This window comes from Megasphaera intestinihominis, assembly GCF_040096415.1.
Lineage (GTDB): Bacteria > Bacillota > Negativicutes > Veillonellales > Megasphaeraceae > Megasphaera > Megasphaera intestinihominis.
This window is the reverse complement of the sequence record NZ_JBBMEU010000002.1, coordinates 40,101-67,005: the sequence shown is the minus strand read 5'-3', so window position 1 is coordinate 67,005 and position 26,905 is coordinate 40,101. Positions and strand designations below refer to the sequence as shown.

General features: G+C 56.1%; 22 protein-coding genes, 5 tRNA genes and 1 other RNA gene. 1 reads left to right on the top strand and 27 read right to left on the bottom strand.

The window, feature by feature from the left end; all coding sequences use genetic code 11:
- Positions 1 to 21 precede the first annotated feature (21 nt).
- The 24 genes from WMO23_RS00805 to tkt form a co-directional block, all read right to left on the bottom strand.
- Positions 22 to 1,980 (bottom strand): bifunctional 4-hydroxy-3-methylbut-2-enyl diphosphate reductase/30S ribosomal protein S1, encoded by a 1,959-nt coding sequence (locus tag WMO23_RS00805; protein ID WP_020311474.1) that lies wholly within the window; start codon positions 1,978 to 1,980, stop codon positions 22 to 24.
- Complete coding sequence (locus tag WMO23_RS00800; protein ID WP_292107034.1) at positions 1,977 to 2,591, bottom strand: lysophospholipid acyltransferase family protein; 615 nt, start codon at positions 2,589 to 2,591, stop codon at positions 1,977 to 1,979. The genes WMO23_RS00805 and WMO23_RS00800 overlap by 4 nt, the downstream gene beginning before the upstream one ends.
- Complete coding sequence (gene cmk / locus WMO23_RS00795) at positions 2,591 to 3,259, bottom strand: (d)CMP kinase (RefSeq protein ID WP_292107037.1); 669 nt, start codon at positions 3,257 to 3,259, stop codon at positions 2,591 to 2,593. Before cmk ends, WMO23_RS00800 begins: the two co-directional genes overlap by 1 nt.
- On the bottom strand, positions 3,247 to 4,500 hold the full coding sequence (locus WMO23_RS00790; protein WP_020723740.1) for a BaiN/RdsA family NAD(P)/FAD-dependent oxidoreductase: 1,254 nt from the start codon (positions 4,498 to 4,500) through the stop codon (positions 3,247 to 3,249). The genes cmk and WMO23_RS00790 overlap by 13 nt, the downstream gene beginning before the upstream one ends.
- Before the next feature lie 12 nt (positions 4,501 to 4,512).
- Complete coding sequence (locus WMO23_RS00785; protein WP_014015898.1) at positions 4,513 to 5,232, bottom strand: pseudouridine synthase; 720 nt, start codon at positions 5,230 to 5,232, stop codon at positions 4,513 to 4,515.
- Positions 5,201 to 5,779, bottom strand: a complete 579-nt coding sequence (scpB, locus tag WMO23_RS00780; RefSeq protein ID WP_020309629.1) for an SMC-Scp complex subunit ScpB — start codon at positions 5,777 to 5,779, stop codon at positions 5,201 to 5,203. The genes WMO23_RS00785 and scpB overlap by 32 nt, the downstream gene beginning before the upstream one ends.
- Positions 5,754 to 6,473: a segregation and condensation protein A gene (locus tag WMO23_RS00775; protein ID WP_020309630.1), complete on the bottom strand. Its 720-nt coding sequence runs from the start codon at positions 6,471 to 6,473 to the stop codon at positions 5,754 to 5,756. Before WMO23_RS00775 ends, scpB begins: the two co-directional genes overlap by 26 nt.
- A gap of 135 nt (positions 6,474 to 6,608) precedes the next feature.
- A tRNA-Leu gene (locus tag WMO23_RS00770) sits at positions 6,609 to 6,697 on the bottom strand.
- 19 nt (positions 6,698 to 6,716) lie between these two features.
- Positions 6,717 to 6,790, bottom strand: a tRNA-Cys gene (locus tag WMO23_RS00765).
- Positions 6,791 to 6,795: 5 nt separating this feature from the next.
- Positions 6,796 to 6,870 (bottom strand) — tRNA-Gly (locus WMO23_RS00760).
- A 5-nt stretch (positions 6,871 to 6,875) separates the two neighbouring features.
- Positions 6,876 to 6,951: transfer RNA gene (locus WMO23_RS00755), tRNA-Phe, on the bottom strand.
- A gap of 3 nt (positions 6,952 to 6,954) precedes the next feature.
- Positions 6,955 to 7,031: transfer RNA gene (locus WMO23_RS00750), tRNA-Asp, on the bottom strand.
- A gap of 187 nt (positions 7,032 to 7,218) precedes the next feature.
- On the bottom strand, positions 7,219 to 8,754 hold the full coding sequence (rny, locus tag WMO23_RS00745) for a ribonuclease Y (RefSeq protein ID WP_292108209.1): 1,536 nt from the start codon (positions 8,752 to 8,754) through the stop codon (positions 7,219 to 7,221).
- Positions 8,755 to 8,950: 196 nt separating this feature from the next.
- A complete protein-coding gene (locus WMO23_RS00740; protein ID WP_020309632.1) occupies positions 8,951 to 9,376 on the bottom strand; it encodes a regulatory protein RecX in 426 nt (141 codons plus the stop codon).
- A complete protein-coding gene (gene recA / locus WMO23_RS00735) occupies positions 9,377 to 10,453 on the bottom strand; it encodes a recombinase RecA (protein WP_020309633.1) in 1,077 nt (358 codons plus the stop codon).
- Positions 10,454 to 10,468: 15 nt separating this feature from the next.
- Positions 10,469 to 11,728, bottom strand: coding sequence for a competence/damage-inducible protein A (locus tag WMO23_RS00730; protein WP_292298514.1), 1,260 nt, complete (start codon positions 11,726 to 11,728; stop codon positions 10,469 to 10,471).
- Positions 11,729 to 11,743: 15 nt separating this feature from the next.
- The gene (rimO, locus tag WMO23_RS00725; protein ID WP_349173027.1) at positions 11,744 to 13,078 is read right to left on the bottom strand and encodes a 30S ribosomal protein S12 methylthiotransferase RimO; all 1,335 of its coding nucleotides are present in this window, start codon (positions 13,076 to 13,078) and stop codon (positions 11,744 to 11,746) included.
- 6 nt (positions 13,079 to 13,084) lie between these two features.
- Complete coding sequence (locus WMO23_RS00720) at positions 13,085 to 14,128, bottom strand: ABC transporter substrate-binding protein (protein WP_020724158.1); 1,044 nt, start codon at positions 14,126 to 14,128, stop codon at positions 13,085 to 13,087.
- A gap of 5 nt (positions 14,129 to 14,133) precedes the next feature.
- Positions 14,134 to 16,023 (bottom strand): YgiQ family radical SAM protein, encoded by a 1,890-nt coding sequence (locus tag WMO23_RS00715; RefSeq protein WP_071601811.1) that lies wholly within the window; start codon positions 16,021 to 16,023, stop codon positions 14,134 to 14,136.
- A gap of 12 nt (positions 16,024 to 16,035) precedes the next feature.
- Positions 16,036 to 16,440, bottom strand: a complete 405-nt coding sequence (locus WMO23_RS00710) for a helix-turn-helix domain-containing protein (protein WP_292108205.1) — start codon at positions 16,438 to 16,440, stop codon at positions 16,036 to 16,038.
- A 72-nt stretch (positions 16,441 to 16,512) separates the two neighbouring features.
- A complete protein-coding gene (locus WMO23_RS00705) occupies positions 16,513 to 19,056 on the bottom strand; it encodes an FtsK/SpoIIIE family DNA translocase (RefSeq protein WP_020309641.1) in 2,544 nt (847 codons plus the stop codon).
- A gap of 24 nt (positions 19,057 to 19,080) precedes the next feature.
- On the bottom strand, positions 19,081 to 20,400 hold the full coding sequence (locus WMO23_RS00700; protein WP_349173024.1) for a replication-associated recombination protein A: 1,320 nt from the start codon (positions 20,398 to 20,400) through the stop codon (positions 19,081 to 19,083).
- Positions 20,401 to 20,479: 79 nt separating this feature from the next.
- Positions 20,480 to 20,657, bottom strand: a non-coding RNA gene (ssrS, locus tag WMO23_RS00695) — 6S RNA.
- 271 nt (positions 20,658 to 20,928) lie between these two features.
- Entirely contained in the window at positions 20,929 to 22,920 is a 1,992-nt protein-coding gene (tkt, locus tag WMO23_RS00690; protein WP_020309643.1) for a transketolase, read from the bottom strand.
- 160 nt (positions 22,921 to 23,080) lie between these two features.
- On the opposite strand from tkt, the gene WMO23_RS00685 reads away from it, so the two are divergent.
- Positions 23,081 to 23,842: an HAD family hydrolase gene (locus tag WMO23_RS00685; protein WP_020309644.1), complete on the top strand. Its 762-nt coding sequence runs from the start codon at positions 23,081 to 23,083 to the stop codon at positions 23,840 to 23,842.
- Between the two features lie 38 nt (positions 23,843 to 23,880).
- On the opposite strand, the gene WMO23_RS00680 is transcribed toward WMO23_RS00685, so the two are convergent.
- From WMO23_RS00680 to WMO23_RS00670, 3 genes are all read right to left on the bottom strand, one after another.
- The gene (locus tag WMO23_RS00680; protein ID WP_020309645.1) at positions 23,881 to 25,032 is read right to left on the bottom strand and encodes a toxic anion resistance protein; all 1,152 of its coding nucleotides are present in this window, start codon (positions 25,030 to 25,032) and stop codon (positions 23,881 to 23,883) included.
- 9 nt (positions 25,033 to 25,041) lie between these two features.
- Positions 25,042 to 25,752, bottom strand: a complete 711-nt coding sequence (locus tag WMO23_RS00675; RefSeq protein ID WP_256378943.1) for a 5-bromo-4-chloroindolyl phosphate hydrolysis family protein — start codon at positions 25,750 to 25,752, stop codon at positions 25,042 to 25,044.
- Positions 25,753 to 25,986: 234 nt separating this feature from the next.
- Positions 25,987 to 26,901 (bottom strand): lysophospholipid acyltransferase family protein, encoded by a 915-nt coding sequence (locus tag WMO23_RS00670; RefSeq protein ID WP_020309647.1) that lies wholly within the window; start codon positions 26,899 to 26,901, stop codon positions 25,987 to 25,989.
- Between the last annotated feature and the right edge of the window lie 4 nt (positions 26,902 to 26,905).

Below are 26,905 nucleotides of genomic sequence, written 5' to 3'. Positions count from 1 at the left end.
CTATCCCCTTTTTGTGAAACCTTAGTTGTTTTCTTCTTCTTTATCCTGGTTATCGAGATAGTTGCGAACTTCCTGTTCTTCTTCATCTTTCTGAATGGCCAAGACGCTGAGAGAAATCTTTTTCTTATCCGTATCGATGCCGATGATCTTGACGTTCATGACATCGCCGATGTTGACCAGGTCTTTGACAGCAACGCCGCGTTTTTCCGTCAATTCGGAAATGTGGAGCAAGCCCTGCAATTCCGGATCGATGGCCAGGATAGCGCCGAAGGGCAGGAGCTTCTTGACTTCGCCTTTGACGATATCGCCGACTTCAAATTTTTCGATAGCAGCGATCCAGGGGTTCTTCTGGAGTGCTTTCAAGGACAAGGAAATACGGTTCCGTTCTTTATCGAATTTCTGAACGAGGACCTGGAGTTTTTCACCCGTATGGAGAACGGCATCGACAGAGCTGATGCGTTTCCAGGAAATGTCGGAAATGTGGAGCAGGCCTTCTACGCCGCCGAGATCGATGAATGCACCATAGGGCATGATCTTGACGACCGTGCCTTCGAGGACAGCGCCTTCTTCAATGTGTTTGAGGGCTTCTTCGCGTTTTGCTTCGCGTTCTGCTTCGAGGACGGCTTTGCGGGAAAGGACGAGGCGGTTCTTGTGTTCGTCGATGTCGATGACTTTGACCTGGAAGGTCTGGCCTACGAGATAGTCCAAAGATTTAACGAATTTGATATCGCCCTGGGAAAGGGGAATGAAACCACGCAGGGATTTGATGGAAACGACAAGGCCAGCCTTGTTCGTTTCTTTACCTGTACATTCGACGAGCTGGTCGTTTTCAAAAGCATCGCGGACTTCTTTCCAGTCTTCGACTTTTTTCATCTTGACGAGGGAAACGACGATAGCTCCTTCTTCTTTGATGTTGTTGGCGATTTCAACAGTCAGTTCGTCGCCGACTTTGACAAAGTCACTTGCTTTTTCCGGAGCGGGAACAGCCATTTCCTTTTTCGGCAGGATTGCTTCTGCTTTCGTACCGATGGAAACATAGGCAGCATCATCATTCACAGAAATAACCGTGCCTTTGACCACGTCACCTTTCTTTGGATTTTCTTCATAGTCATACTTGTCCAACAATTCTTCACTCATTACTTCTGTGCCTTCAGCTTGCAAATTTTCCATAATCTTAACAACCTCCTGTATTATCCAATCCGGCGTGGAAGCGCCGGCTGTAATGCCTATATGATTCATACCACGGAACCAGGCCGTATCCAATTCGGCTGCTGTTTCGATGTGGTATGTCGGGCAATCCTGTTCACGGCATACCTGCGCGAGGCGACCTGTGTTGGCGCTGTTCTTGCCGCCAATGACGATCATGGCGTCCACATGGCCTGCCAGTTCTATCGCTGCCTGCTGACGCTGCTGCGTCGCCGTGCATATGGTCATATGCACATCGAGATGATTGGTCTTTCGTTGCAGGATAGCGGCGATACGCTTGAATTGCTCTTGAGAGAACGTCGTCTGGACGACGACTCCCATAGAATCGCAAAAGGGAATTTTTTCAGCTTCTTCTTCCCCATCTATTATAATAGCATGATTTGCCCCCCATTGTGAAATGCTAATTACTTCAGGATGGGATTTTTCTCCTACTATTATGAGTTTTTCGCCCTTTTCGACGATGTTTTTAGCGTCTTGTTGGGCCTTTTTGACGTGTGGACACGTCGCATCTATGACTTTTAGTTCTTTTTGGTCAGCCTGTTCATAGACATCCGGGCCGACTCCGTGAGAGCGTATCAGGACGACAGCCCCCTTGTCGACATCGTCCAGCGAGTCGACCGGCGATACGCCATGAGCGGCTAAACGCCCGACAACTTGCGGATTGTGGATGATGGGCCCCAGGGTATGCGTCCCCTTTTCGGCCTGCCCCGCAAGCTCGACAGCCCGGCGCACACCATAGCAAAAGCCACAGGCCGCGGCGAGAGTTACTTTCATTTTGCGTCCCCTTTATACTGATTTTGCATAGCTATGATAATATCGCGGATTTCGTCGGAAAAACCTTTGACCAAGTCGCGATCCGATGCCTTTCCCTGCGGTGCCGGGACGGGTTTGCCAAAGATGACCCGGACGGGACCGGTCTTTTTCGGCAGGAATTCGGAATTGACGATAGCTGCCGGCAGGACCGGCACCTTGGCCTTGATGGCGATTCCGGCAAAGCCTTCATGGAAAGGCCCGACTTTGCCGCCCCGCGTCCGCTTCCCTTCAGGGAAAATCCCCAGGACCTCGCCGCTCTTCAAGACCCGAAAGGACTCGATGACGGCTTTGCGGTCGATGTGGCCGCGGTGGACCGGGAAGGTGTGGACATAGCGCAGGAACCAGCCCATGAGGGGATTGCGGAACAATTCCTCTTTAGCCATGAAATGGATCAGATGGTGGCGCATGGCCGTCCCCAGCAGGAGCGGATCGAAATTGCTGGCATGATTGCAGACAACCAGGAACGGCCCCTTTTCGGGGATGTTCTCTTCACCAATGACTTCCATGCCCAGGACGCCGTAGGTAGCGACATTGAAAATCTTGCAGATCACGCCATATGTAAAGGTATGCATCAGCCTCGCTCCTTCATCAGGCCCAGGATGACGTCGGCCGTCTGCTCTAAATCGAGATCGCTGTTGTCGACGACGATGGCATCGTCGGCCTTCTTCAGCGGCGAAACGGTGCGGTGCGAATCCATATCGTCGCGGGCGGCGATACTGGCAGCGATTTCTTCATACGTCTCGCTGCCACCTTTGGCCTGGACTTCCAAATAACGGCGGCGGGCCCGGGAATCGACAGACGCCGTCAGGAAGATCTTGAGGTCTGCCTGGGGCAGGACGACAGTCCCGATATCGCGGCCGTCGAGGATGACGCCGCCTTCTTTGGCCATGGCCTGTTGTAATTTTACCAGTTTTTCCCGTACGACTGCAAGAGCCGCGACGGCAGAAACATGGGAAGATACGCGCTGGGTCCGGATGGCTTCGGTCACTTCCGTCGGTCCGACGTAGACGCGGCACAGGTCTGCCTGCGGTTCCAGGCGGATATCAATGGTATCGACGAGGTCACGGACCGCTTTTTCATCAGAAAGGTCGATGCCTTTTTCCAGGACGGCCCATGTAAAGGCCCGGTACATGGCACCCGTATCGATATACAAGTAATGGACCCGGTTGGCCAGGACCTTGGCGACACTGCTCTTGCCCGCTCCGGCCGGCCCATCAATGGCAACCGTCAATTTTCGCATGGTATGCACTCCTTTGTAGCGGCCGCCGTTCCGGCGACGAAGCCCGTCGAAAAGGCTGCCTGCAGATTATAGCCGCCTGTAAAGGCGTCGATGTCGATGACTTCTCCGGCAAAATAGAGATTGGGGACAAGTTTCGACTCCATCATCTTGGGATTGATTTCCTTGACGGCAATGCCGCCAGCCGTGACGATGGCTTCTTCAATGGGACGCGTCCCGGTCACGGTCAGGCTCAGGGCCTTGAGGGTATCGACCAGGTCCTGCCGCTGTTCCCGGGAAATCTGGTTGACCGGACAGGCAGCGGCGATGCCGGCCTGGTCGAGGACGATGGGGATGAGCCGCTGCGGCAGGAGGTCCTTCAGCCCATTGGCGGCTTCTTTGCGGATGTATTTCTCGAAATCCCGCCGCAGCCGGGCGTCGAGCTTTTCCTTGGACAAAGCCGGTTTGAGGTCGATGCGCAGCTGCATGGGAAAAACGCAGGACTTCTTATGGGCCGCCTCGGTACTGAGCATGAGGATGATCGGCCCGGACACGCCGAAATGAGTGAAGAGCATCTCGCCGAAATGAGAGGCAGCTTTCTTGCCCCGCTTCCACAGCGACGCTTCGACATTGCGCAGGGACAGGCCCGACAGGGTGTGAGGCCAGGTTTCTTCCGTCGTAAAGGGAATGAGCGACGGTTTCAGCTCCGTCACGCTGTGTCCCAGGCTGCGGGCAAAGCCGTAGCCGTCGCCTGTCGAACCGGTCACGGGATAGGACATGCCGCCCGTCGTGATGATACAGGCGTCGCCTTCGTAATTCCCCGACGCCGCACTGACGACCATGCGGCTGCCCCAGGCCTTGACGGCGTGGACGGCGTTGCTCAGATGGAGGTCGACGCCCTTCTGGCAGAGCTTGCGATAGAAGAGCTTGCGCACTTCGATGGCACTGTCCGACTGGGGGAAGATGCGGCCGCCCCGTTCCTCCTTGGTAGCCAGGCCCCAGGTATGCAATTTATCCAGCAGATCCTGATTGGTAAATTGTTCATACGCACTGTAGAGGAATTTGCCGTGGCCCGGCGTATGGGCGATGAAATCGGCCATGCTGCACGAATTGGTCAGATTGCAGCGGCCCTTGCCGGTAATGCCCATCTTCTTGCCGACGATATCATTTTTTTCAAATAAGTGTACCCTGGCCCCGGCTTCTGCCGCGGCCAGCGCAGCCATAATGCCGGCCGCACCGGCACCGATGACGAGTATTTCCTTCATAAGCACTCCTGTTTATTTATATTTGTAGAGTTCCGCCACTTCTTCGCGGGTCAGCTTGCGATAGGCCCCGCGCTTGACGCCGCTCAGGGTCAGGAAGGCGTACTGGACGCGGCGCAGGTTGTGGACCTGGTAGCCGAAGAACTCGAACATGCGGCGGACCTGGCGGTTGCGTCCTTCGTGGATGGTGATTTCCACACTGGTCAGGTTCGTCTTCGGGTCATAGCCAATATAGTAGACATCGGCCGGGGCCGTCATGCCGTCCTTCAGCTCGACGCCGTCTGCCAGGTGCTGCAGGACCGAATCGGCAATGCGCCCTTTGACCTTGACTTCATAAGTCTTGTCGACGAGGCGGCTGGGATGCATGAGGATGTTGGCCAGTTCACCGTCATTGGTCATGATCAGCAGGCCTTCCGTATTCTGGTCCAGGCGGCCGACGGCGTAGATGCGGTCCTTTTCCTTCCTGAAATAGTCCATGACCGTCGCCCGGCCCTGGTCATCGCTCGACGTGGTGATGACGCCCTTGGGCTTGTTGAACAGATAATAATGCTTCGGCTGCGCTTCCAGGGTCTTGCCGTCGACGGCAATGCGGTCCTTGTCGGGGTCGACTTTCGTCCCCAGTTCGCGGACGATGACGCCGTTGACGCGGACGCGCCCTTCTAATATCATCTTTTCCGAAGCGCGCCGCGAAGCGACACCGCAGTTACTCATCACTTTCTGTAACCGTTCTTCCATCAGTTGCATCCTCCGTAATATCTGCCGGCATGCGGCCGGCTAAATCGGCCAGGGAATCCATGCCGATACATTCTAAAAAATAAGCAGACGTGCCGTATAAAATCGGCCGCCCTGGGCTGTCCTTGCGCCCCAGTTCGACGACGAGGCCCTGCTGGACCAGCGACGTCAGGACCCGTTCTGACGAGACACCGCGCAGCTTTTCGATTTCAGCCCGCGTAATGGGCTGTTTGAAGGCGACAATGGCCAATACTTCCAGTGCCATAGAGGACAACTCCGTCGTCCCCGTCCGGACCCATTGCAGGGCATCGTGGAGGTCCGGCCGCGTGACCAGCTGAAAGCCGCCGGCGACGCGGATGAGGACGATACCCCGCCGCTGGCTGCTGAGCAGGTGCTGCAGGCGGTCTGCCGTCGCTTCCGTTTCGGCCTGGGTCCAGCCCGTATGGGCGCAGATGGCCGTCACCGTCATGGGGTCGCCGCTCAGAAAGAGCAGAGCTTCCAGCAGAGCCGTAGGCTCGATGGTATCAGTTTGGCGTGTATCGTAAGGCAATGGTATTCCCATCCTCTCCTTCAGCAACAGTAGCGCACTGGCCAACTTTCAGCAGTTCCAGGACGGCCAGGAAGGTGACGACCAGTTCGACCCGGGACCGGCAGGTCCGGAATATGGCGTCGACGGCCATCGTCCCCTGGGCACGGCGCAGGGCGTACGTGACGCGGCGCATGCACTCTTCGACGCTGTAGATTTCCTTCTGTATGCGAATTTCTACGGCTGTCGGCTCGGGAAGGGCCTGGCAGACCTTGTGGAACGCCTGGTAGAGGGCCTCTGTGTCGATGTGGCCGGCAAAGCGGGCCTCATAGGGCATGGCCGTCGGCAGGCGCCCCAGCATGAGGCTGCGGGCATCCCACAACTGTCCCATAGCCTGGGACAGGGCTTTCATCTTTTTATATTCGACGAGCTGGCGGACCAGCGCTTCCTGCGGGTCTTCTTCCTCCTCTTCAGCCAGTTTCGGCTGCTTAGGCAGCAGCAGGCGCGATTTGATCTGCAACAGCGTCGCTGCCATGACGAAGAACTTGCTGGCATAATCGACATCGAATGTGTCGATGTCCGCTACGTAGGCGTTGAACTGGTCTGTAATCTCGACGATAGGTATGTTATAAATATCGACTTTGTTCTTTTCGATGAGATAGAGCAGCAGGTCCAGGGGACCTTCAAAATCCGATACTTTATACTTGTATTCTGTCATGATTCATTATAACTCATTTTCCCATGAATGTGAATTTCACTGGACTGCGAAAAGGAGCTGTCCTAAGACAGCTCCTTTCTTTTGCAAGGGACTCGTCGGCCACGGCCAACGCCGCTCACACGCTCGTTGTTTTTTTGGTGCCGGGGACCGGAATCGAACCGGTACGGATATCTCTATCCGACGGATTTTAAGTCCGTTGCGTCTGCCAGTTCCGCCACCTCGGCATGACGAAAGATGAAAATATGGAGGCGGCACCCAGAATCGAACTGGGGATGAAGGTTTTGCAGACCTCTGCCTTACCGCTTGGCTATGCCGCCATATATGGAGCGGAAAACGAGACTCGAACTCGCGACCCCCACCTTGGCAAGGTGATGCTCTACCACTGAGCTACTTCCGCATTTGTGGTGCTCAGGGACGGAATTGAACCGCCGACACGGGGATTTTCAGTCCCCTGCTCTACCGACTGAGCTACCTGAGCAATTGGCGACCCCGATCAGATTTGAACTGACGATCTTCGCCGTGACAGGGCGACATGTTAAACCGCTACACCACGGGGCCACTTTCTTTCGTTCTTTCGAGGTTGTTTCGGTATTTCTTAGTGCCTCGAACAAAAACTATTCTACTACAAGAAGGATGTTTTGGCAAGTACTTTTTTTTATTTTTTTCAAACTTTTTTTGTAGGAATGAAAAAGACGCCCGTCATGGCCGAAGCCATCACCGGGCGTCCTGATGAATTCAAAAAAGGTTATTTTGCATAATCCACCATCCGCGTTTCGCGGATGACGACGACTTTGATCTGACCTGGGTATTCCAGTTCCGCTTCGATGCGTTTGACAATGTCGTGGACCAGCAGGACACAGTCCGATTCATCCAGCTTGTCCGGCTTGACCATGACGCGGATTTCGCGGCCGGCCTGGATGGCGAAGCAGTCTTCGACGCCATCGAAAGATTCGGCGATTTCTTCGAGTTTCGTCAGGCGTTTCAGATAGTTTTCCAGCGTTTCCCGGCGGGCACCCGGACGGGCAGCCGATACGGCATCTGCCGCCGACACCAGGACGGCTTCGACGCTGTGCGCTTCTTCATCGCCGTGATGGGCAGCGATGCAGTTGACGACCAGCTTGGATTCGCCGTATTTCTTGGCGATTTCCGTACCGATCGAAACGTGAGTCCCTTCCAGTTCGTGGTCCAGGGCCTTGCCGATATCGTGGATGAGCCCGGCCCGTTTGGCCAGGTTTTCATCGACGCCCAGTTCAGCGGCCATGATGCCGGCCAGCTGAGAGACTTCGATGGAATGGCGCAGGACATTCTGGCCATAACTGGTACGATAACGCAGGCGGCCGAGGATTTTGATGAGTTCAGGATGCAGACCGTGAACGCCCGTTTCATACGTCGCCTGTTCGCCAGCTTCGCGGATCTTCTGATTGACTTCTTTGCGGGCCTTTTCGACCATTTCTTCAATGCGTGCCGGATGGATACGGCCATCGGCAATCAGTTTTTCCAGAGCAATGCGGGCGATTTCACGGCGTATGGGATCAAAGCACGACAAGATGACCGCTTCCGGCGTATCGTCGATGATGAGATCGACGCCGGTCAGCGTTTCAATAGCCCGGATATTGCGTCCTTCACGGCCGATGATGCGGCCTTTCATTTCATCGTTCGGCAGGGAAACGACAGATACTGTCGTTTCGGCGACGTGGTCAGCAGCACAGCGCTGGATGGCCATGGAAATAATTTCCCGGGCCTTGCCTTCGGCTTCTTCCTTGGCCTGGTCTTCCAGGTTCTTGATCATCTGCGCCGTTTCGTGCTTCACTTCGGTCTGGACGTTGTTCAGGAGCAATTCCTTGGCATCTTCATATGTCAAGCCGGAAATCCGTTCCAGTTCAGCCATCTTCTGTTCATGAAGGGCTTCGATTTTTTCCTGCATCCGCGTCACTTCATCTTCCTTACGCTGCAGGGCATCTTCCTTCTTTTCCATGGAATCAGATTTCTTGTCCAAATGTTCTTCTTTCTGCAACAGGCGCCGTTCAAAACGCTGCAATTCATTGCGGCGTTCCTTGTGTTCCTGTTCCGCGTCGTTGCGCATCTTGTGGACTTCTTCCTTCCCTTCCAGGACGAGTTCCTTCTTACGGGCTTCTGCGTTCTGCTGGGCCGTGGCAATGATGCGCTGTGCTTCGACTTCGGCCTGGCCGATCTTGCCTTCGGCGATCTTCTTACGGTAAATATAGCCCGTGCCGCCGCCGATGAGACCGCAGGCGACTGCTGCAGCAATAATCGTTAGCATAGTAATGGATTCACCTCCCCTTTCACAAAAAAAAGCCGAACTCGCAGTCCGGCTTTTTTTATGAGTATGTAAAATTTACTTCATGTTCAAAAAACCTACAATTATGCAAAATATAGACCAGTGTATCAAACCGGCTCTCTTAATTGTAAATTTTTTTTATATCAATGTCAAGATAGACTTAGTCAAGATTAACGTATCAATGGACCGTAAAATCTTCCAGGACGTCCCGTATGACTGAGGGCGAAAAGCCGCGGTACTGTAAAAAACGGGCCGCCTTGCGGGCTTCATCGGCACGATAAGAGAACTTGCGCTTCACCAGGTTCCCGGCCAGGGCGTATTCATCGGGCCGCTCGACGTCTTCCGGTACGGGCAGGCAGCGGCGGCGCAGGCGGTTGACGATATACAAGTGGCCGTACTGCCCTTTGCGGGCATAATAGCGGTACACGTCACGGGCCAGGCGCTGGTCGTCGAGGAAGTGTTCCCCTTCCAGAGCAGCCACGACGTCCTTGAGGACGTCGTCGTCAACACCGCGGCGGCGCAGCTTGGCCTTCAGCTCCCCTTCGCTGAGAAAGCGGACGTTGAGGAGCTGCAAGGCTTTTTCATAAGCTTCGCGATAATCCATTTAGGCTTCGTCGCTGTTTTCAGCAGTTGTATCCGCCGCATCCAGGGACGCCGTATCTTCTTCTTCCATGGCTTCGTCGAATTTTTCCGGTTCTGCTGCCAGGGTATCGCGGATGATCTTTTCCACTTCGTCCGTGATTTCCGGATGTTCCTTCATGAAAATCTTGACGTTTTCCTTCCCCTGGCCCAGGCGTTCACCCTTATAGGAATACCAGGTGCCGCTCTTTTCGATGATATCCATAGATGTACCCAGGTCGAGGACCGTGCCTTCGCGGGAAATGCCCGTGCCGTACATGATGTCGAATTCGCAGTGCTTGAAAGGTGGAGCCACTTTATTCTTGACGACTTTGACCCGCGCCCGGTTGCCGATGACATCGCCGCCGGACTTGATGGCTTCGCCCTTGCGGATTTCCATGCGGATTGAAGCGTAGAATTTCAGGGCCCGGCCGCCAGTCGTCGTTTCCGGGTTGCCGAACATGACGCCGACTTTTTCGCGGAGCTGGTTGATGAAGATGACGATGGTTTTGGACTTGGAAATGATGCCCGTCAGTTTGCGCAGGGCCTGGCTCATGAGGCGGGCCTGGAGACCGACGTGGGAATCGCCCATTTCCCCTTCGATTTCCGCTTTCGGGACCAGGGCGGCTACGGAGTCGACGACGATGATGTCGACGGCGCCGCTGCGGACGAGTTCTTCCGTGATTTCCAAGGCCTGTTCGCCATTATCGGGCTGGGAAATGAGCAGTTCATTCGTGTCGACGCCGAGGTGGCGGGCATAGACCGGATCCAGGGCGTGTTCGGCATCGATGAAAGCGGCAATGCCGCCGCTCTTCTGGGCCGAGGCGATGGCATGCAGGGCCAGGGTCGTCTTGCCTGACGATTCAGGACCGTAGATTTCGATGACGCGGCCGCGGGGATAACCGCCGACGCCGACGGCCAGGTCGACGGCCAGGGAACCCGATGAGATGACTTCCAGGTTCATCTTGTCGGCGACGTCGCCGAGGCGCATGATGGCGCCTTTGCCGAAATCCTTTTCAATCTTGCGCATTGCATTTTCAAGTGCTGTCTGTTTTGCGTCCAAATTGTCTCCTCCTAACTATGCTTTCTTTGTATGTGTCACTATATAGTGGACTAAGTAATAGACGGCCCGCAGGGCAGCCCGCTGTTTGACTTCGACCCGGCCGCCGTGATAGACGTTGCGGTGGGTCACGGTCCCCCAGGGACCGCTGATACCCGTATAGACCAGGCCGACGGGCTGGTCCGGCGTGCCGCCGCCGGGGCCGGCAATGCCCGTCGTACTGACGGCCAGGTCCGTCCCGTACAGGCGGCGGCTGCCTTCGGCCATTTCAGCAGCCGTCTGTACGCTGACGGCCGTATAGCGTTCCAGCGTATCGTGAGAAACGCCGAGTATCTTTTCTTTCATTTCATTGCAGTACGTCCCGGCCGAGCCGCGGAAGTAATCGGAGGCGCCCGGCACATCGGTGATGAGTGAGCCCACCAGGCCGCCGGTACACGATTCGGCAGCGCTGACGGAATAGCCGCTGTCGCGAACGAGCTGACCCAGGACATGGGCCATGGTATCGTCGTCGAAGCTGACAATCTGGCCAGCCAGCCGGCGGCGGACTTCCCCTTCCAGGGGAGCCAGCAGGGACCGCGCCTGATCTTCCCGGTCAGCCCGGGCCGTCAGGCGGACTTCGACGAAGCCTGGCCGGGCATACATGGCCAGGGTCGGATTCGATTGCTCCTTGACCAGGTCCATGAGTTTCTCTTCGATGAAGGCTTCGCCCATGTCATAGATTTTGATATAGCGCGAAGCGATGCAGCCCTGGCTGCCAAAAGTCTGGAGCAGCCACGGTTTCAGGCGGTTTTCATACATCCAGCGCATTTCCGTTGGCGGTCCCGGCAGGTGGACCAGGGTCTTGCCGCCTTGCTGCATGGCCACACCCGGTGCCGTACCGGCGCCGTTATCGAAGAGGACGGTGCCCTGTGGGACCATGGCCTGGCGCTTCTGGTTTTCCGTCATGGCCGTGCTGCCGTGATGGACGAGGACCCATTGGCGGACCGATTCGGCGATGGTTTCATTATAAACGAGAGGCATTCCCATGAGGCGGGCGCCGATGATCTTGGTCATATCGCCCTGGGTCGGCCCGAGGCCGCCTGTGGTGATGACCATGTCGACGCGGGACAGGGCCGTCTTCAGGGCTTCTTCCATGCGCCGCGGGTTGTCGCCGACCGTCGTATGATAGATGACAGAATAGCCGATTTCATTGAGTTTCCTCGACAAGTAAGCTGAGTTATAATTGGTAATTTCACCTAACAGTAATTCGGAACCTGTCGTAACCAGTTCCACGAACATAAGCGATCACCTCGGTTAATCCATCCGTTCCGCTACGAGGTCATAGGCAAAGCCCTGGGCGATGCGGACGGGAATCATATCGCCAGGCTGTACATCCTGGGCGTCTTCCAGATAGGTCAGGCCATCGACGTCGGGAGCCTGGATTTCAATGCGCCCGACAGCCTGGCGGATACCCTTTTCTTCTTCTACTCTTTCGACGAGCATCGTATGGACAGAGCCTTCCAGTTCCTGATTGCGGATTTCCGATACCTTGGCCTGGATGGCCATGAGCTGATGATACCGTTCTTCCTTGACTTCTTCCGGAATCTGGCCGTCCATGAGGGCTGCCGGCGTGCCGTCTTCGCGGGAATAGGTGAAGACGCCGACATCGTCGAATTCCGTTTCCTTGACGAAATCACAGAGTTCCTGGAATTCTTCTTCCGTTTCGCCAGGGAAGCCGACGATGAACGTCGAGCGCAGGGTCAGCTTGCGGCCGTGACTGCAGAGCTTCTTCATGAGGCTGCGCACATCGGCTTCGGAATCGCGGCGGTTCATGCGCTGCAAGACGGACTGGGAAATGTGCTGGAGCGGCAAGTCGACGTAGGGACAGATTTTTTCTTCCTTGACGATGAGGTCCATCAATTCATCCGTAAAGTAGTGGGGATAGAGATAGAACAGGCGGATCCAGCGGATGCCGTCGATCTTCACCAGCTGGCGCAGCAGTTCCGGCAACAGGGAATGACCGGCCAGGTCGACGCCATAGCTCGTCGTGTCCTGGGCGATGAGGTTGACTTCCTTGACGCCGTCGGCTGCCAGCTGCTGTACTTCGGCGACGACGGAATCGACGGGCCGGCTGTACAGCTTGCCCCGTACATGGGGAATGATGCAGAACGAGCAGCCGTTGTTGCAGCCTTCGCCGATTTTCACATAGGCACTGTACTTCGGCGTCGTCCGCAGGCGGCTCGTATTCTGGTTGTAGAGATGGCTGACATCGTCCATGAAGCAGGCTTTGCGCCCTTTCTTGACCGTATCGATGGCTTCCCAGATGCGGTCCCACGAACCGGTTCCCAAGAGGGCGTCGATTTCCGGCATTTCCTTCATCAAATCTTCTTTATACTGCTGGCTCAGGCAGCCCGTGACGATGAGTATCTTGCATTTCCCCTCCGTCTTGTAGCGGGCAGCCTGCAATATCGCATCAATGGATTCCTGCTTGGCTTTTTCAATGAACGTACACGTATTGACGATAATGATATCCGCCTGGGGCAGGTCCTCTGTGATCTCCATATGGCGGTCGCGGAGGATGCCCAGCATGACTTCCGTATCAATAAGGTTTTTGGAGCAGCCTAAGCTGACAAATCCGATTTTTTCCATGTATCTTTACTTTTCCTTTCCGAAGCGAATTGATTTGATCCACCAGGCCTGCAAATCGCGGCGGCCCTGATCAGAATACTGTTTTTTTACGGGGAATAAGACGAGCTCCCGGCCTTTGGCATCGACTTCCGGGTTGGCCGGCGGCAGGGCTTCGCTCAAAAAAATGTGTCTCTGCCGCAAGACGTCAATAGCATCGGGCGAATAGAGCCAGTCGATGAAGGCGTTGGTCAATTCTCCATCTTCACACCAGTTGGTGACAGCCGCACCGGTCAGCCAGTACGACGTGCCGTCTTGAGGATAGAGGATGAAGATCGGCGCCCCGTCTTTGTAATACTGCCGGGCGACGGACGCGTCGGCGACGCCCATATCGGCTTCGCCGCTGGCTACGCGGCGGACATTGACCGACATGGACTTAGAATAGGCCGCTACATGGCTCTGGAGCGAGCTCAGATAGCGTTCACTGTCTTCCATGCCTCTCATTTCCACAAAAGAACAGAGGAACTCGCCGGCCATATCCATGGATGCCAGGTCCGGGAAAGCCAGGACCATACCCGGGTCGGTCAACAGGTCGTCCCAGGACTGGATCTGCATGCCCCGCCGTTCGTAATAGGCCTGGCTGAGGACGAAGACCATAGGGTTATACCAGAGGCCATTCCAGAGCTGTTCCGGGTCCTTCATGGACGGCGGCACTTTATCCGTGACCGGTGAGGCGTAGGGCTGCAAGATGCCGTTTTTCTTCTGAGCCTGCAAGTCGTCTTCCGAGGCGATGAGGATATCGGGCTTGACGCCGCCGTCGTCCTTCAGGGACTGGCGGATCTCGCTGTCGCTCTTGGAATAGATCTGGACGCGCAGATGTTTCTGTTCGTAAAAGCGCTGGGCCAGGCCGTCGTTGACATCCTGAGGCAAGTCGGAAAAGACGACGAGATGGCGTTCGGCTTCATACGCCCGCTGTGCTTCTTCCTGCTGGCGCTGTACCAGGATGGGCCCGCACAGGCCCAGGAGCAGGATGACGAAGAGGCTGAGCACGATAAAGGGCACGAATTTCTTCATTAGCTTCACCTGAATTTTCTAGTCTTAGCCGGTCCCCTCCCCTGCCTGCGGGGCGGAGCGGCATGCCGGCCGGCCTTATCGGGCCGTCTCCCTGCCTGATGGCGCCGCGGCGCGATGAGGCATTTGGGACCGTATCCGATGAGGTCCCGTCGGCCGGCCAGGCACAGGGCCTTATAGACAATATCATAATTGGCCGGGTTCTTATACTGCATCAGGGCCCGCTGCATCTGTTTCTCTTCCGGCCGGCGGGCGACGTAGACTTTTTCACCCGTCAAGGGATTGAGGCCTGTATAGTACATGGCCGTCGACAGGCTTCCAGGCGTCGGGATGAAGTCCTGTACCTGTTCCGGCTGCATATGCATATCCCGAAGGAATTCGGCCAGGGCGACGGCATCTTTCAGGGTACAGCCGGGATGGCTGGACATGAAATACGGGACGAGGTACTGTTTCTTCCCCAGTTCCCGGTTGGCTTCATCGAACCAGTCCTTGAACTTCAGGAAGGCATGGACGTCGGCCTTGCCCATGAGGTCCGTCACGTGCTTGACGACGTGTTCCGGCGCCACTTTCAGCTGGCCGCTGACGTGGTACTGACAGAGTTCCTTGACGAAAGCCTTGTTGTGGTCGGCCAGGACGTAGTCATAGCGCAGGCCTGAGCGGACGAAGACCTTCTTGACGCCTTTGACGCTGCGTATTTCCCGCAGCAGCTTCAGATAATCGTCGTGGGACGTATTGAGGTTCGGACACGTTTCGCTGCCGATGCAGTGGCGGTTGCGGCAGGCCCCGTCGGTGAGCTGCTTGGCACAGGCGACGTGGCGGAAGTTCGCCGTCGGGCCGCCGACATCGTGGATGTAGCCTTTGAAACCGGGCAGATGGGTCATGCGCTCCGTTTCCCTGACCAGTGATTCATGGCTGCGATGCTGGATGATGCGGCCCTGATGGCTGGCAATGGCGCAGAAATGGCAGTGGCCGAAACAGCCGCGCTGGCTGGTCAGGCTGAACTGGACCTCATGCAGGGCCGGAACGCCGCCGGCTGCGTCGTAATCAGGATGCCAGCGCCGCTGGAAGGGCAGTTCGTAGATAGCATCCATCTCGGCTGTCGTCAGCGGCAGGGCCGGCGGCGTCTGGACGACGAAGCGGTTCTCTGACGGCTGGATGATAGTCTTGCCGTAAAAGGGATCCTGTTCTTCGTACTGCATCTTGAAAGCCTTGGCAAAGGTCAATTTATCCTTCTTGACGTCTTCATAAGACGGACAGACGACGGTCTTATCTGAAATGGGCGGCCGGCTGGTGACGTAGCAGATGCCGCGGATGTCGTACATTTCGGCGACGGTCTTGCCTTCGGCCAGAGCGTCGGCGATTTCGACGACGGAATGTTCCCCCATGCCGTAGCTGAGGATGTCGGCCTTGCTGTCCAGGAGGATGGAATGGCGCACTTTATTGGACCAGTAATCATAGTGGGCAAAGCGGCGCAGGCTGGCTTCGATGCCGCCGATGATGATGGGCACATCCTTATAGGCTTCCCGCATGCGGTTGGCATAGACGATGGTCGCCCGTTCCGGCCGGTGGCCGGCTTCGCCGCCTGGCGAATAGCTGTCGCGGCTGCGGAATTTCTTGGCTGCCGTCTTTTCATTGAGCATGGAATCGAGATTGCCGGCTGTAATCAAAGCGGCCAGCCGCGGCCGTCCCAATTTCTTGAACGGTTCGGCACTATGCCAGTCGGGCTGGGAAATGATACCGACACGATAGCCCCGGCTTTCCAATACGCGGCCGATGAGGGCTGCGGCAAAACCGGGGTGATCGACATAGGCGTCGCCATTGATGTAGACAAAATCGAGCTGATCCCAGCCGCGGCGTTCCATGTCCTCCCGGCTGGTTACTAAGAATTTCTCGCGCATATGGCTCCTTATTTAAATTAAAATCCAAATGATGAGCAGCAGGAAAATGATGATGCCGGCAATGATAGTGATTTCCGGCCATTTTCCCTGACGCTGCTTCTTCTTTTTATTGCTGTCCTTGCGGACTTTCTTCTTTTTGACGGGCATGATGGTCCGCACTTCCGGCTGCGGCGTCCGTTCTTCGACGTTTTCCTTGTATTCCCGGGCCAGGGCGATGCCGTCCAGTTCCAGGAAAATGCCGTAATTGCGAAGAAAGCCCTTGACGAAGACGGCGCCGGGAATGGCATCGTATTCGTCCTTTTCCAGGGCTTCCAGGTATTCCCGCTTTATATTGAGGGCATCGGACACGTCTTGTAGTGTCAGCCCTTGTTGTTCTCTTGCCAGTCGCAGCACTTCTCCGATCGACGATTCGTTCACTGTTGTTCCTCTCCCCATTCTCTATAATCGTACCTTTTATTATATAACAGATACGGCCAGGGGTACAGGGGTTCAGCTCAAATACTTCTGCTGGACTTCGTCGGCCGTCATGAGGATTTCCCTGGGCTTGCTGCCGTTATTGGGGCCGACGATGTGCATGGCTTCCATCATGTCGATCATGCGGGCTGCCCGCGTATAGCCGACGCGGAAGCGGCGCTGGAGCATGGACGTCGAAGCCTGGCCCGTTTCCAGGACCATGTCGATGGCCTGGCGCATGAGGTCGTCTTCAAAGAAATCGACGCTGTCTTCGGGATTTTCCGACTGGGCCTTCTGGACGGCTTCATCGTAATTGGGACCGCCCTGGGCCTTGATGAATTCGACCATTTCGTCGATTTCCGAATCGGAAATGAAAGCGCCCTGGACGCGGAGAGGCTTGGAAGCACCGAGAGGATAGAAGAGCATGTCGCCCTTGCCAATCAGTTTTTCTGCACCGGCCATGTCGAGGATAGTCCGTGAATCGACCTGGCTGGAAACGGCGAAGGCAATGCGGCTCGGGACATTGGCCTTGATGAGACCCGTCAGGACATCGACAGACGGCCGCTGTGTCGCCAGGACGAGGTGCATGCCGCAGGCACGGGCTTTCTGGCCCAGGCGGATGATGGACTTTTCCACGTCGTCTGAGGCCATCATCATGAGGTCGGCCAATTCGTCGATGATGATGACGATGAAAGGCATCGTGTCTTCCGGATGGAGTTCATTATAGCGGGAAATATCCCGCGTATGGGTGATGGCGAAGCGCTTATAGCGGTCGTCCATTTCCCGGACAGCCCAGCGCAGGACGCTGGCGGCCTTCTTCGGGTCCGTGACGACTGGCGTCAGCAAGTGCGGGATGCCGTTGTAATTGGATAATTCGACGACCTTCGGGTCGATGAGGATGAGCTTGACGTCTTCCGGCCGCTGCTTGAAGAGGATGCTGGCAATGAAGGTGTTGATGCAGACACTCTTGCCGGACCCGGTCGAGCCGGCTACCAGGAGATGAGGCATCTTGGTCAGGTCGGCGACGATGGGGTTGCCGGCAATGTCTTTGCCCAGGCAGACCGGGACGCCGCCGGCGGCCTTGCGGAACGTATCCGTGTCGATGACATCGCGCAGATTGACACCGGTCAGCTTTTTATTCGGCACTTCGATGCCGACGGCCGCTTTGCCGGGAATCGGCGCTTCGATGCGGATATCCGTGGCGGCCAGTTTCAAGGCGATATCATCGGCTAAGTGGACGATTTTGCTGACTTTGACGCCCGCTGCCGGTTCCAGCTCGTAACGGGTGATAGACGGCCCCTGGCTGGCATTGAGTATCTTGGCATCGATGTTGAAGCTCTGCAGCGTTTCCTGGAGGATGCGGGCATTTTCCCGGACTTCATCGCTCAGGCCGATGATATGCTGCGGCCCCGGTTTGAGCATGCTCACCGGCGGCAGGCGGTACGTCTTTTCGCCAGCCGCTTTGGGAACGGCACTGCTCCCTTCTTCGCTGGTTTCGACAGCGACGCTGCTCTTTTCGACTTCAATGGGCTTGACGTCGCCCATATCATGGCCAAGGACATCCGTTTCTCCGGCCAGTGAAGCCGCCGGCGCTGCCGGGCCGGGCTGTACGTCATGGGCCGTCGGCACTGTATCGCCGACGACGGTTTCATGTATCTGACTGTAAGGCCGGGCGTCTTCCGGCATTTCCTCCGGCGTTTCCGGAACTTCTTCATACGAATCGTCGCTGGCCCAATCGTAAGGCACGTCTTCTTCGATAGGGCTGGCATCGAAGCGGACTTCTTCGACGCCGTTGCCCAAGTCGCAGGCATCGGCAATGGTTGAGGCCGGGCGTTCCATATCAGCGGGATAATCATCGGGATTCCCACAAGCGGGACGCCCTAACGGGTCGTCCCCTACAACCGCCTGCAAATCGAAGATGCGGCGGCGTTCATGCCACTGTTTCAGGGACTGGGATGCGTCCTGAAGGCCTTCGACGGCCTTACCCGACACTTTGGCCGCTTCCTGGCCGGCCTTGTCGGCTACGACAGCCACAGGCTTAGAAATAGACCAATTCTTCCAGACCAGGAAGGTGACGATGCAGGCACCGGTAATAGCCATGACAGCTCCAAAAAATCCAAGAAACCGCCGCAGGACCAAGGCCATGACGGCCCCGACGATTCCCCCGCCGACAGATAAGCTGTGCGGCAGGAATTCCGTCCCTTCCGGGATGACCAGCAAATGGACCAGCCCCAGGAGGAGGATATAGATCCACGTCCCGACGGCCCACGATTTCGACACTGGGCAGGCCTTGCGGATGACGATGTATTTCAGGCCCAGGACGATGAGGGACAGGCTGACGACGATCCGGCCCAGGCCGAAGATATACGATAAGATATCGTCGACGCTGTGGCCGATGCGGCCTGTATCGACGCCGATGAAGCCGGCCGTCGCAAAGACGCCTGCGAGGATACAACAAATACCTATGATTTCATATTTCAAAAGTGGCGACGTCCCTGCCTTCCTGGCAGTCTTCGCCTTCTGACGCGTGCCAGTCGTCCGCTTGGTGCGGCTGGTTTTACGGGTCTTTCCTTTTGTCAAAACAGTTCACCTTCTACTAATAGATTACTTGCCGCCACGGCGCTTATGCCAGGCAGCTGCCATGCTCCCTTCCTGTCCATAGGGCCGTTCCCGGTAATAGGACGCTCCTTTCAAAGCATCGGGCAGATACTGCTGGGCCACCCAGCCCCCATCGAAATCGTGAGGGTACTGGTAGGTCAGGCCATGGCCCAGAGCGGCGGCGCCGCTGTAATGGCTGTCGCGTAGATAATCGGGCACATCGCCACAGTCCTTATGGCGGACGTCGGCCAGAGCCGCATCGATAGCCATGTAGGCGCTGTTGCTCTTCGGCGCACAGGCCACGTAGATGACGGCTTCGGACAGGATGATGCGCCCTTCCGGCCAGCCGACGAACTGGACGGCCTGGGCAGCGGCATTGGCGATGACCAGAGCCTGGGGATCGGCCAGTCCTACGTCTTCAGCCGCACAGATGACCAGGCGGCGGGCGATGAAGGACGGCTGTTCTCCGGCGTCGATCATACGGGCCATATAGTGCAGGGCCGCATCGGGGTCGGACCCACGCATACTCTTGATGAAAGCCGATACCGTATCGTAATGGGCATCGCCTTTCTTGTCATACGTATAGACCTTATGACCGGCTACTTTTTCGATAGCGTCGTGTGTGATATGGCCGCCAGCCGGGACGACCATGCAGACCTGTTCCAGCAGGTTGAGGCCGACGCGGGCATCGCGGTCGGCCAGCCGCGCCAGGGTTCCCAGCATCTCATCGCTGGCCGTGATGCCCAGCGAGCCCAGGCCTTTTTCTTTATCCGTCAGAGCCCGCCGCAGGACGGCCATGACGGCCTGTTCCGGCAGGGGCTTCAGCTGGATGACGCGCAGGCGCGACAATAAGGGGCGGTTGACTTCAAAATAAGGATTTTCCGTCGTCGCCCCGATGAGGATGACCGTCCCGTCTTCGACATACGGCAACAGGACGTCTTGCTGGCTTTTATTGAAGCGGTGGATTTCGTCGATGAAGAGGATCGTCCGCTTTTGATATAAATGGATGGCATCCTGCGCCGCCGCGATGACTTTGCGCAGTTCCGCCGTCCCGGCCGTGACGGCGTTGAGGGTTATGAAACGGCTGTCCGTCTCATTGGCAATGACATGGGCCAGCGTCGTCTTGCCGACGCCAGAGGGACCGTAAAACAAAAGGGACGGGATCGTGTCCTTCTCGATGAGGGTCCGCAGAAAACTGCCCGGGCCGATGAGGTCGTCCTGTCCATAGATGTCATCCAAAGATTCCGGCCGCATGCGGACGGCCAGCGGCGCATAGTCCCGGCCGCTCCGTTCATCAGCCATAGAAAATAAATCGTCTCCGCTCATTTGTTTGCTCTCCAGACTAAATAGAACGCCGCCAAGTCTCCTCAGCGGCGGACGAAATAACTAAATTCTCGAATAAGAAAAGAGCCCCACCATGCCGTTTATAAACCGAGTTTTGAGCCTGCCTAAGCAGGTGGGTGTTCTCCTATAAGGGTCGACAGTCCAGTGAAGGCATTGCCTAACGATATAGAGCCCGAACTCCCAATGTAAAAAGTGTTGGTTCAAAACATCGAGACCATTTACGTACACAGTAGGGTTTCTTCTTGTATCTAGTATAATAAAATATAGAAGAAAAATCAAGCCTTGACAAATGAAAAAGGCGCTGTCGCATGAAGACAGCGCCTTTTAAGTGGTTAGGGGCTAGGGGTTAGTGGCTAGTAGGGGCGCCACGTGGGGCGCCCGTTTCCGTATATGTGAGAATCCCGCAAAGACGCGGCGGGCCGCCCTTTGGGACGGCCCCTACGAACGGCTAACTGCGACCTGCGGTCTGCGGGACGCCTTTGGACGTTCCCTACGAGCCACGAACCACGATTATTTTACGACTTTCTTTACGGCGGCTACGACGTTTTCTGTCGTGAAGCCAAATTTCTTGAACAAGACGCCGGCCGGAGCGGAGGCACCGAAGGATTTCATGGAAACCGTCGTCCCGTCGAGGCCGACGTATTTACCCCAGCCGAAGTCCGAAGCGGCTTCGACAGCGACGCGGGCGCGGACAGCTTTCGGGAGTACCTGTTCTTTATAGGCTTCGTCCTGCTGTTCAAAGAGTTCCATGCAAGGCATGCTGACGACGCGGACGTCGACACCTTCTTTAGCCAGTTCGTCTTTAGCGCTGACAGCCAGTTCGACTTCCGAACCGCTGGCCATGATGATGGCATCGGGAACGGCCTTGTTGGCATCGGCGATGACGTAAGCGCCTTTCAGGGCTTCTTTGCTGCTGCCGGCGAGCTGCGGCAGGTTCTGGCGGGTCAGGACGAGGGCCGTCGGCGTCTTCTGGCTGGTCGCAGCCAGGTACCAGCCGGCAGCCGTTTCCGTAGCGTCAGCCGGACGGAAGACGTTGACGTTAGGAAGGGAGCGGAGCATGGCCAGCTGTTCAATCGGTTCGTGAGTCGGGCCGTCTTCGCCGACACCGATGCTGTCGTGCGTGAGGACGTACGTCGTCGGCAGGCTCATGAGGGCAGCCAGGCGGATCATGGGTTTCATGTAATCGCTGAAGACGAAGAACGTGCCGGCATACGGACGGATACCGCCGTGAAGGGCCAGGCCATTGGTGATGGCGCCCATAGCCAGTTCACGGACGCCGAAGTGGACGTTGCGGCCGCTGTAATCGGTCTTGCTGAAGAAGCCTTCGCCTTTCATTTCCGTCTTGTTCGACGGAGCCAGGTCGGCGCTGCCGCCAAAGAGCTGAGGCATGATGTCTTTCAGGCGGTTGATCATCGTGCCGGACAAGCTGCGCGTAGCCTGCGGTTTATCTTCATAAGCCCAGAAATCTTCGTCATTCAAGAGGGCCTGTGCATCGACATCGCTGTGGAAAGCATCCCATTTAGCTTTCATATCCGGGAATTTGGCAGCGTAGTCGGCAAAGAGTTTCTGCCAATCCGCTTCAGCTGCGCCGGCTTTCTGGCTCAATTCAGCATAATGAGCATAGACTTCGTCCGGGATGTAGAAGGTTTCCTGCGGTTTCGGCCAGCCCAGGTTTTCTTTCATGGCGACGATGTTTTCTTCACCCAGCGGCGAGCCATGAGCGGCAGCCGAGCCCTGTTTGGCCGGGCAGCCATAGCCGATCTGGGTCTTGATGGTAATGAACGACGGATGTTCCTTGTCGGCTTTGGCTTCTTCGATGGCTTTGCCGATGGCATCGAGGTCCGTGCCGTCTTCGACGGTAATCGTCTGGAAACCGAAGGCAGCCATGCGGGCCTGGACATTTTCCGTAAAGGCGATGTCCGTATTGCCTTCGATAGAGATGTTGTTGCTATCGTAGAGGACGATGAGTTTGGAAAGGCCGAGTGTCCCTGCCAGGGAGAAGGCTTCCGACGAGATGCCTTCCATCAGGCAGCCGTCGCCGCAGAGGGCGAAGGTGTAGTGGTCGACGACGGGATAACCCGGTTTATTGAAAATAGCTGCCAAGTGAGCTTCTGCCATGGCCATGCCGACAGCCATGCCCAGGCCGGCGCCGAGGGGGCCTGTCGTCGCTTCGACGCCCGTCGTGTGGCCGTATTCCGGATGACCCGGTGTCAAGGAGCCATCTTGACGGAACTGTTTAATGTCGTCCATGGTCAGGCCGTAGCCGTAGAAATGGAGCAGCGAATACAACAGCATCGAGCCGTGGCCAGCCGAGAGGATAAAGCGGTCGCGGTTCGCCCATTTCGGGTCCTTTGCGTTATGGTTCATGTGATTTGCCCAGAGTTCGTATGCAATGGGGGCTGCGCCGAGGGGCAGGCCGGGATGGCCGGAGTTGGCCTTCTGGATGGCGTCAGCCGACAATACACGAATGGCATTTACACAAGTCGTATCAATGGTGCTCATTAGTCAAATCGCTCCTTTTTATGTGATCGAAAATAAATAGACATTCACTTTATTATGTAAAAAAAGGACCCCTTCTGTCAATGGCAAAAGGGGATTTTGGGAGAAATTTATATATGCTATAATAAAGAAGTTTCTTAATTTTCCGAGAAAGGATAGACTCATGACGAAAAAATACTTTTTCTTTGATATCGACGGGACCCTGGGCCTGGGGATCTCCAGCATCATCCCGGCAGACACGCTGTACTGCCTGCGCCGCCTCGTCCAGAAAGGCCATTTCATCGCCATCGCATCGGGCCGCCTGCAGCACGATACACAGACCTTTGCCGACCGCTACGGCATACCGGCCGTCGTCGCCGATGGCGGCAACAGCCTGTCCCTGGACGGGAAAATCCTGAAAATGACCGGCCTGCCCCTGGAGAACTGCAAAGCCCTGCTGCGCGACCTGACGGACCGCCACTATCCCTGGGCCGTCGTCACGGACAATACCATCAACCGCTATACACCGTATGCTGATTTCCCCCACGACGACCCGCGCAATTACATGGAAACCGTCATCCGCCCGGTCCCCATCGAAAATCTGACGGCCGTCTATAAAATCATGTACGCCCGGCCCCAGCGCCTCGAAGACGAACCGCCGACATACGGCCTGCCCCACCTGGAATACATCGACCACACGTACCTCATCGAACCGACCGACAAGAGCCGCGGCATCCTGCGTATGCTGGACCTCGTCGGCGGCCGCCCGGAAGATGCTGTCGTCTTCGGCGACGGCATGAACGACATTTCCATGTTCCGCAAGCCCTTCTTCTCCATCGCCATGGGCAACGGCCGGGATGAGCTGAAAGCCCATGCCGACTACGTCACGGGCGACAACGATAAGGGCGGCATCCTGGAAGCCTGCAAAAAATTCGGCTGGCTCTAAGGGATAGTCCGTAGTTTGTAGTCTGTAGTTTGCAGTTTCTAGTTGTGGCCGGCGCCTTTTAACAGGGCTTCCCGCAGGCGGTCTTCGATCTGGACCAGTTCGGCTTCGGCGGCCTGCCGCTTCTGCCGTCCTTCCTGCTGGATGCGCAGCGTATCTTCGATGGTGCTGATCAAATCTTCATTGACCTGCTTGACCGTTTCGATATCGACGATGGCCCGTTCATTTTCGACGGCCGTATCGTGGGAATTCTGCTTGAGCATGGCGGCGTTGCGCTTGAGCAGTTCATTGGTCGTATTAGACACAGCCTGCTGCATTTCCAGGGCTTCTTTCTGCCGCCCCAGCCCCAGGGCCAGGACCATCTGGTTCTTCCACAAGGGGATGGTGTTGTAAATGGCACTCTGGATGCGGTCGACGAGGATCTTGTCGTTGTTCTGGATGATGCGGATCTGCGGTGCCGTCTGGATGGCAATGGTCTTGCTGATTTTCAGGTCGTGGACCTTCTTTTCAAAGCGGCTGACGGAATTCTTGAAATCCTGGACGACCTGGACGGCCATGGGATTATCTGAAACCTGAGCCTGGGCTTCCAGTTTGGGAATCGTCGTCAAGTTCAGTTCCTGTATCTTTTCTTCGCCAGCCTGGATGTAGAGCTGGAGCTGTTTGAAGTATTCCAGGTTCTTATCGTAGAGGCCGTCGAACATGGCAATGTCCTTCATGAGGGTCATTTTCTGGCTGTCCAGGCCGGCCTGTATCTTGTCGATCTGGGCGGCCAGCGTCGTATAGGACTGGGTCAGGGCTTCTTTTTTCTTGAACAGCGAGCCGACGACGGGCAGGCTGGCCAGGAAGCCCTGGTCCTCGTCGTTTTCGTCTTCAAAGGACTTGACCCGCTTGACCAGGTCGTTGAGCAGGTCACCGGCTGCGGCCGGGTCCGTACTCTTGACCGTCGACAAGACGCTGTCCGAAAAGGTGGCGATATTTTTCTGGGCGGCGCTGCCGTACTGGACGATGGCGTTGGAATTGACCAGGTCGATGGCATCCTTGATGGTGTCGACCTGCTGCCGTTCTTCCGGCGTCAGGCTTTCGACCTGGGCATTGAAATGAGCTACTTCGTGCTTTTCATCGACGGCTGGCAGGGCTTTCTGGCTGTCGGCCTGCTTTTTCTCTAAAAGGTCATTCAAATTGATATCGGCCATAGTATCTACCTACTTTCTTTTTGTATTCAAGAACTGGTCGGCTAAATCGATGATCGTCCCGACCAGGTCATCACTGCGCTTGGCCTGCGGTTCCACCTTGGGCGGTTCCGTCTGGATGCCGTCAGCGGCCATGTTCTGCTTCATGACCTTCATTTCGGCGTCGAGGTCCATGAGCTGGGCATTGAGGACCTTGGAGAACTGGTCTTCATAGGCTTCGTCGAACTTATCCAGGAGCTGCTTGATCTCCCATTTCGACTGCTGCACTTCCTGCGCTTCAAGGCCCGTCTTTTCCAGCTCCTGGTACTTGCGGACCAGGAGCAGGGCCCGGTCCTGGTAATAATCGACGAAGCGCCGGGCCAGGCTCATCCGTTCTGGATGCTGCTGCAAGTAGGTCAGGAAATTCTTGGCAATGCCCTGCATCTTGCGCAGCTGTTTCCGCAGTTCGTCGTCATCGACGTGCTTCATTTCTTTTTCAATGGCGTTGAAATCATCGACGGCTTTGCTGAAGAGCTCGTCGTTCAGCTTGTCCACTTCTTCGTTGCCGCTGGAAAATTCCAGTTCCGGCTTGAACTTCTTCTTATTGCGGCGGTGAATCCAGTAGAGGATGAAGACGCCGAAGACGAGACTGAACGTCCCGGACAGATGACCCGTAGCGAACCAGTTATAACTGGGAACGGCAAAACAGATGATAGCGATGAGATATAAGAAAATATTCACGATCGTCCCTCCTAAGTGAAGAATGTCTTTCCTTAATCATAGCATTTTTCGCCCCATTTGTCGTGGATTGTAAGGCAAAAAAGAGGCTGTCCCTGAAGACAGCCTCTTTTTGAGTATTAAGTTTGCAGTTTGTAGTTTTTAGTGAATGGTTTTAAATTTAGAGCCATTTTCTACAAACTGCAAACTCCGAACTACAAACTACGAAGTAATAGTGACTACGCATGATGACATAAGCCTTCATACGCCAGCCCCCTTTTCAGCTTGTTTTATTTTATACCGTTTAGTCCATTTCCAGCGATTGTGCAGCCAGAACCAGTCTTCTGGATACTTGCGGATATGGGCTTCCAGGCGGTCGTTGAGTTCCTGTGTCGTTTCGTACATGATGCGGTTCTTTTCCTCTTTCGAGAGCTTGTGGTCCGCTGTGTACGGCTTGATGGGCGGCAGGACTTCGACGACGTGGTGGTACGGCCGGTCTTCGTGGATGAAGGTCGACACGATGGGGTAATTGGCGATGCCGGCCATCTTGGCCGGTCCGTCAGCCGTCAGGGTGTCCATGCCAAAGAGTTTGACCATGATGCCGGTATAGCCCGGGTCCTGGTCCATGAGCAGGCCGATGTAGTGGCCGTCGCGGAGGAAGCGGACCATGTCGCGGATGCCCGTCTTGTAAGTGACGTGCTGCTTCATCATGGCCCGGTACTCGTTGATGAAGGTATCGGCGCTCTTGCTGTTCTGTTCCTGAGCAACGGAGATGAGGGGATAGCCATTCATGGCCAGGACAGCTCCCAGGAGTTCCCAGTTGCCGGCATGGGATGCCATGAAGACGGCCCCTTCGCCGCTGGCTTTGAGTTCGTCCAGGTATTCCTTGCCGTGCCAGGTAATCTTTTCGTCGAGCATCTCCTTCGTATAGCGCGGATACGACAGGACTTCGATGATCATGGGCCCGAACCGGACCGTACTGGCCTTGGCGATGGCCATGGCCTTTTCCGGATCATCGGTCAGACCGCAGTCCAAAATCTGCTGCTGGGCCAGGACCTTGCGCTTCTTGGGAACGAAAGTCCAGAAAAAGGCACCTAAAAAGGTGCCTAGGGCCCGGCGACAGCCTTCTGGAATGTGGCAGATGATCCAGCTCAGACATTTCATAAAGGTGTACATAGGC

Excerpts from the sequence above, each read along its gene's own strand:
- WMO23_RS00805 (WP_020311474.1), bottom strand. The coding sequence starts at position 1,980 with ATGAAAGTAACTCTCGCCGCGGCCTGTGGCTTTTGCTATGGTGTGCGC.
- WMO23_RS00800 (WP_292107034.1), bottom strand. The coding sequence starts at position 2,591 with ATGCATACCTTTACATATGGCGTGATCTGCAAGATTTTCAATGTCGCT.
- cmk (WP_292107037.1), bottom strand. The coding sequence starts at position 3,259 with ATGCGAAAATTGACGGTTGCCATTGATGGGCCGGCCGGAGCGGGCAAG.
- WMO23_RS00790 (WP_020723740.1), bottom strand. The coding sequence starts at position 4,500 with ATGAAGGAAATACTCGTCATCGGTGCCGGTGCGGCCGGCATTATGGCT.
- WMO23_RS00785 (WP_014015898.1), bottom strand. The coding sequence starts at position 5,232 with ATGGAAGAACGGTTACAGAAAGTGATGAGTAACTGCGGTGTCGCTTCG.
- WMO23_RS00775 (WP_020309630.1), bottom strand. The coding sequence starts at position 6,473 with ATGACAGAATACAAGTATAAAGTATCGGATTTTGAAGGTCCCCTGGAC.
- rny (WP_292108209.1), bottom strand. The coding sequence starts at position 8,754 with ATGCTAACGATTATTGCTGCAGCAGTCGCCTGCGGTCTCATCGGCGGC.
- WMO23_RS00740 (WP_020309632.1), bottom strand. The coding sequence starts at position 9,376 with ATGGATTATCGCGAAGCTTATGAAAAAGCCTTGCAGCTCCTCAACGTC.
- WMO23_RS00730 (WP_292298514.1), bottom strand. The coding sequence starts at position 11,728 with ATGTTCGTGGAACTGGTTACGACAGGTTCCGAATTACTGTTAGGTGAA.
- rimO (WP_349173027.1), bottom strand. The coding sequence starts at position 13,078 with ATGGAAAAAATCGGATTTGTCAGCTTAGGCTGCTCCAAAAACCTTATT.
- WMO23_RS00720 (WP_020724158.1), bottom strand. The coding sequence starts at position 14,128 with ATGAAGAAATTCGTGCCCTTTATCGTGCTCAGCCTCTTCGTCATCCTG.
- WMO23_RS00715 (WP_071601811.1), bottom strand. The coding sequence starts at position 16,023 with ATGCGCGAGAAATTCTTAGTAACCAGCCGGGAGGACATGGAACGCCGC.
- WMO23_RS00700 (WP_349173024.1), bottom strand. The coding sequence starts at position 20,400 with ATGAGCGGAGACGATTTATTTTCTATGGCTGATGAACGGAGCGGCCGG.
- tkt (WP_020309643.1), bottom strand. The coding sequence starts at position 22,920 with ATGAGCACCATTGATACGACTTGTGTAAATGCCATTCGTGTATTGTCG.
- WMO23_RS00685 (WP_020309644.1), top strand. The coding sequence starts at position 23,081 with ATGACGAAAAAATACTTTTTCTTTGATATCGACGGGACCCTGGGCCTG.
- WMO23_RS00680 (WP_020309645.1), bottom strand. The coding sequence starts at position 25,032 with ATGGCCGATATCAATTTGAATGACCTTTTAGAGAAAAAGCAGGCCGAC.
- WMO23_RS00670 (WP_020309647.1), bottom strand. The coding sequence starts at position 26,901 with ATGTACACCTTTATGAAATGTCTGAGCTGGATCATCTGCCACATTCCA.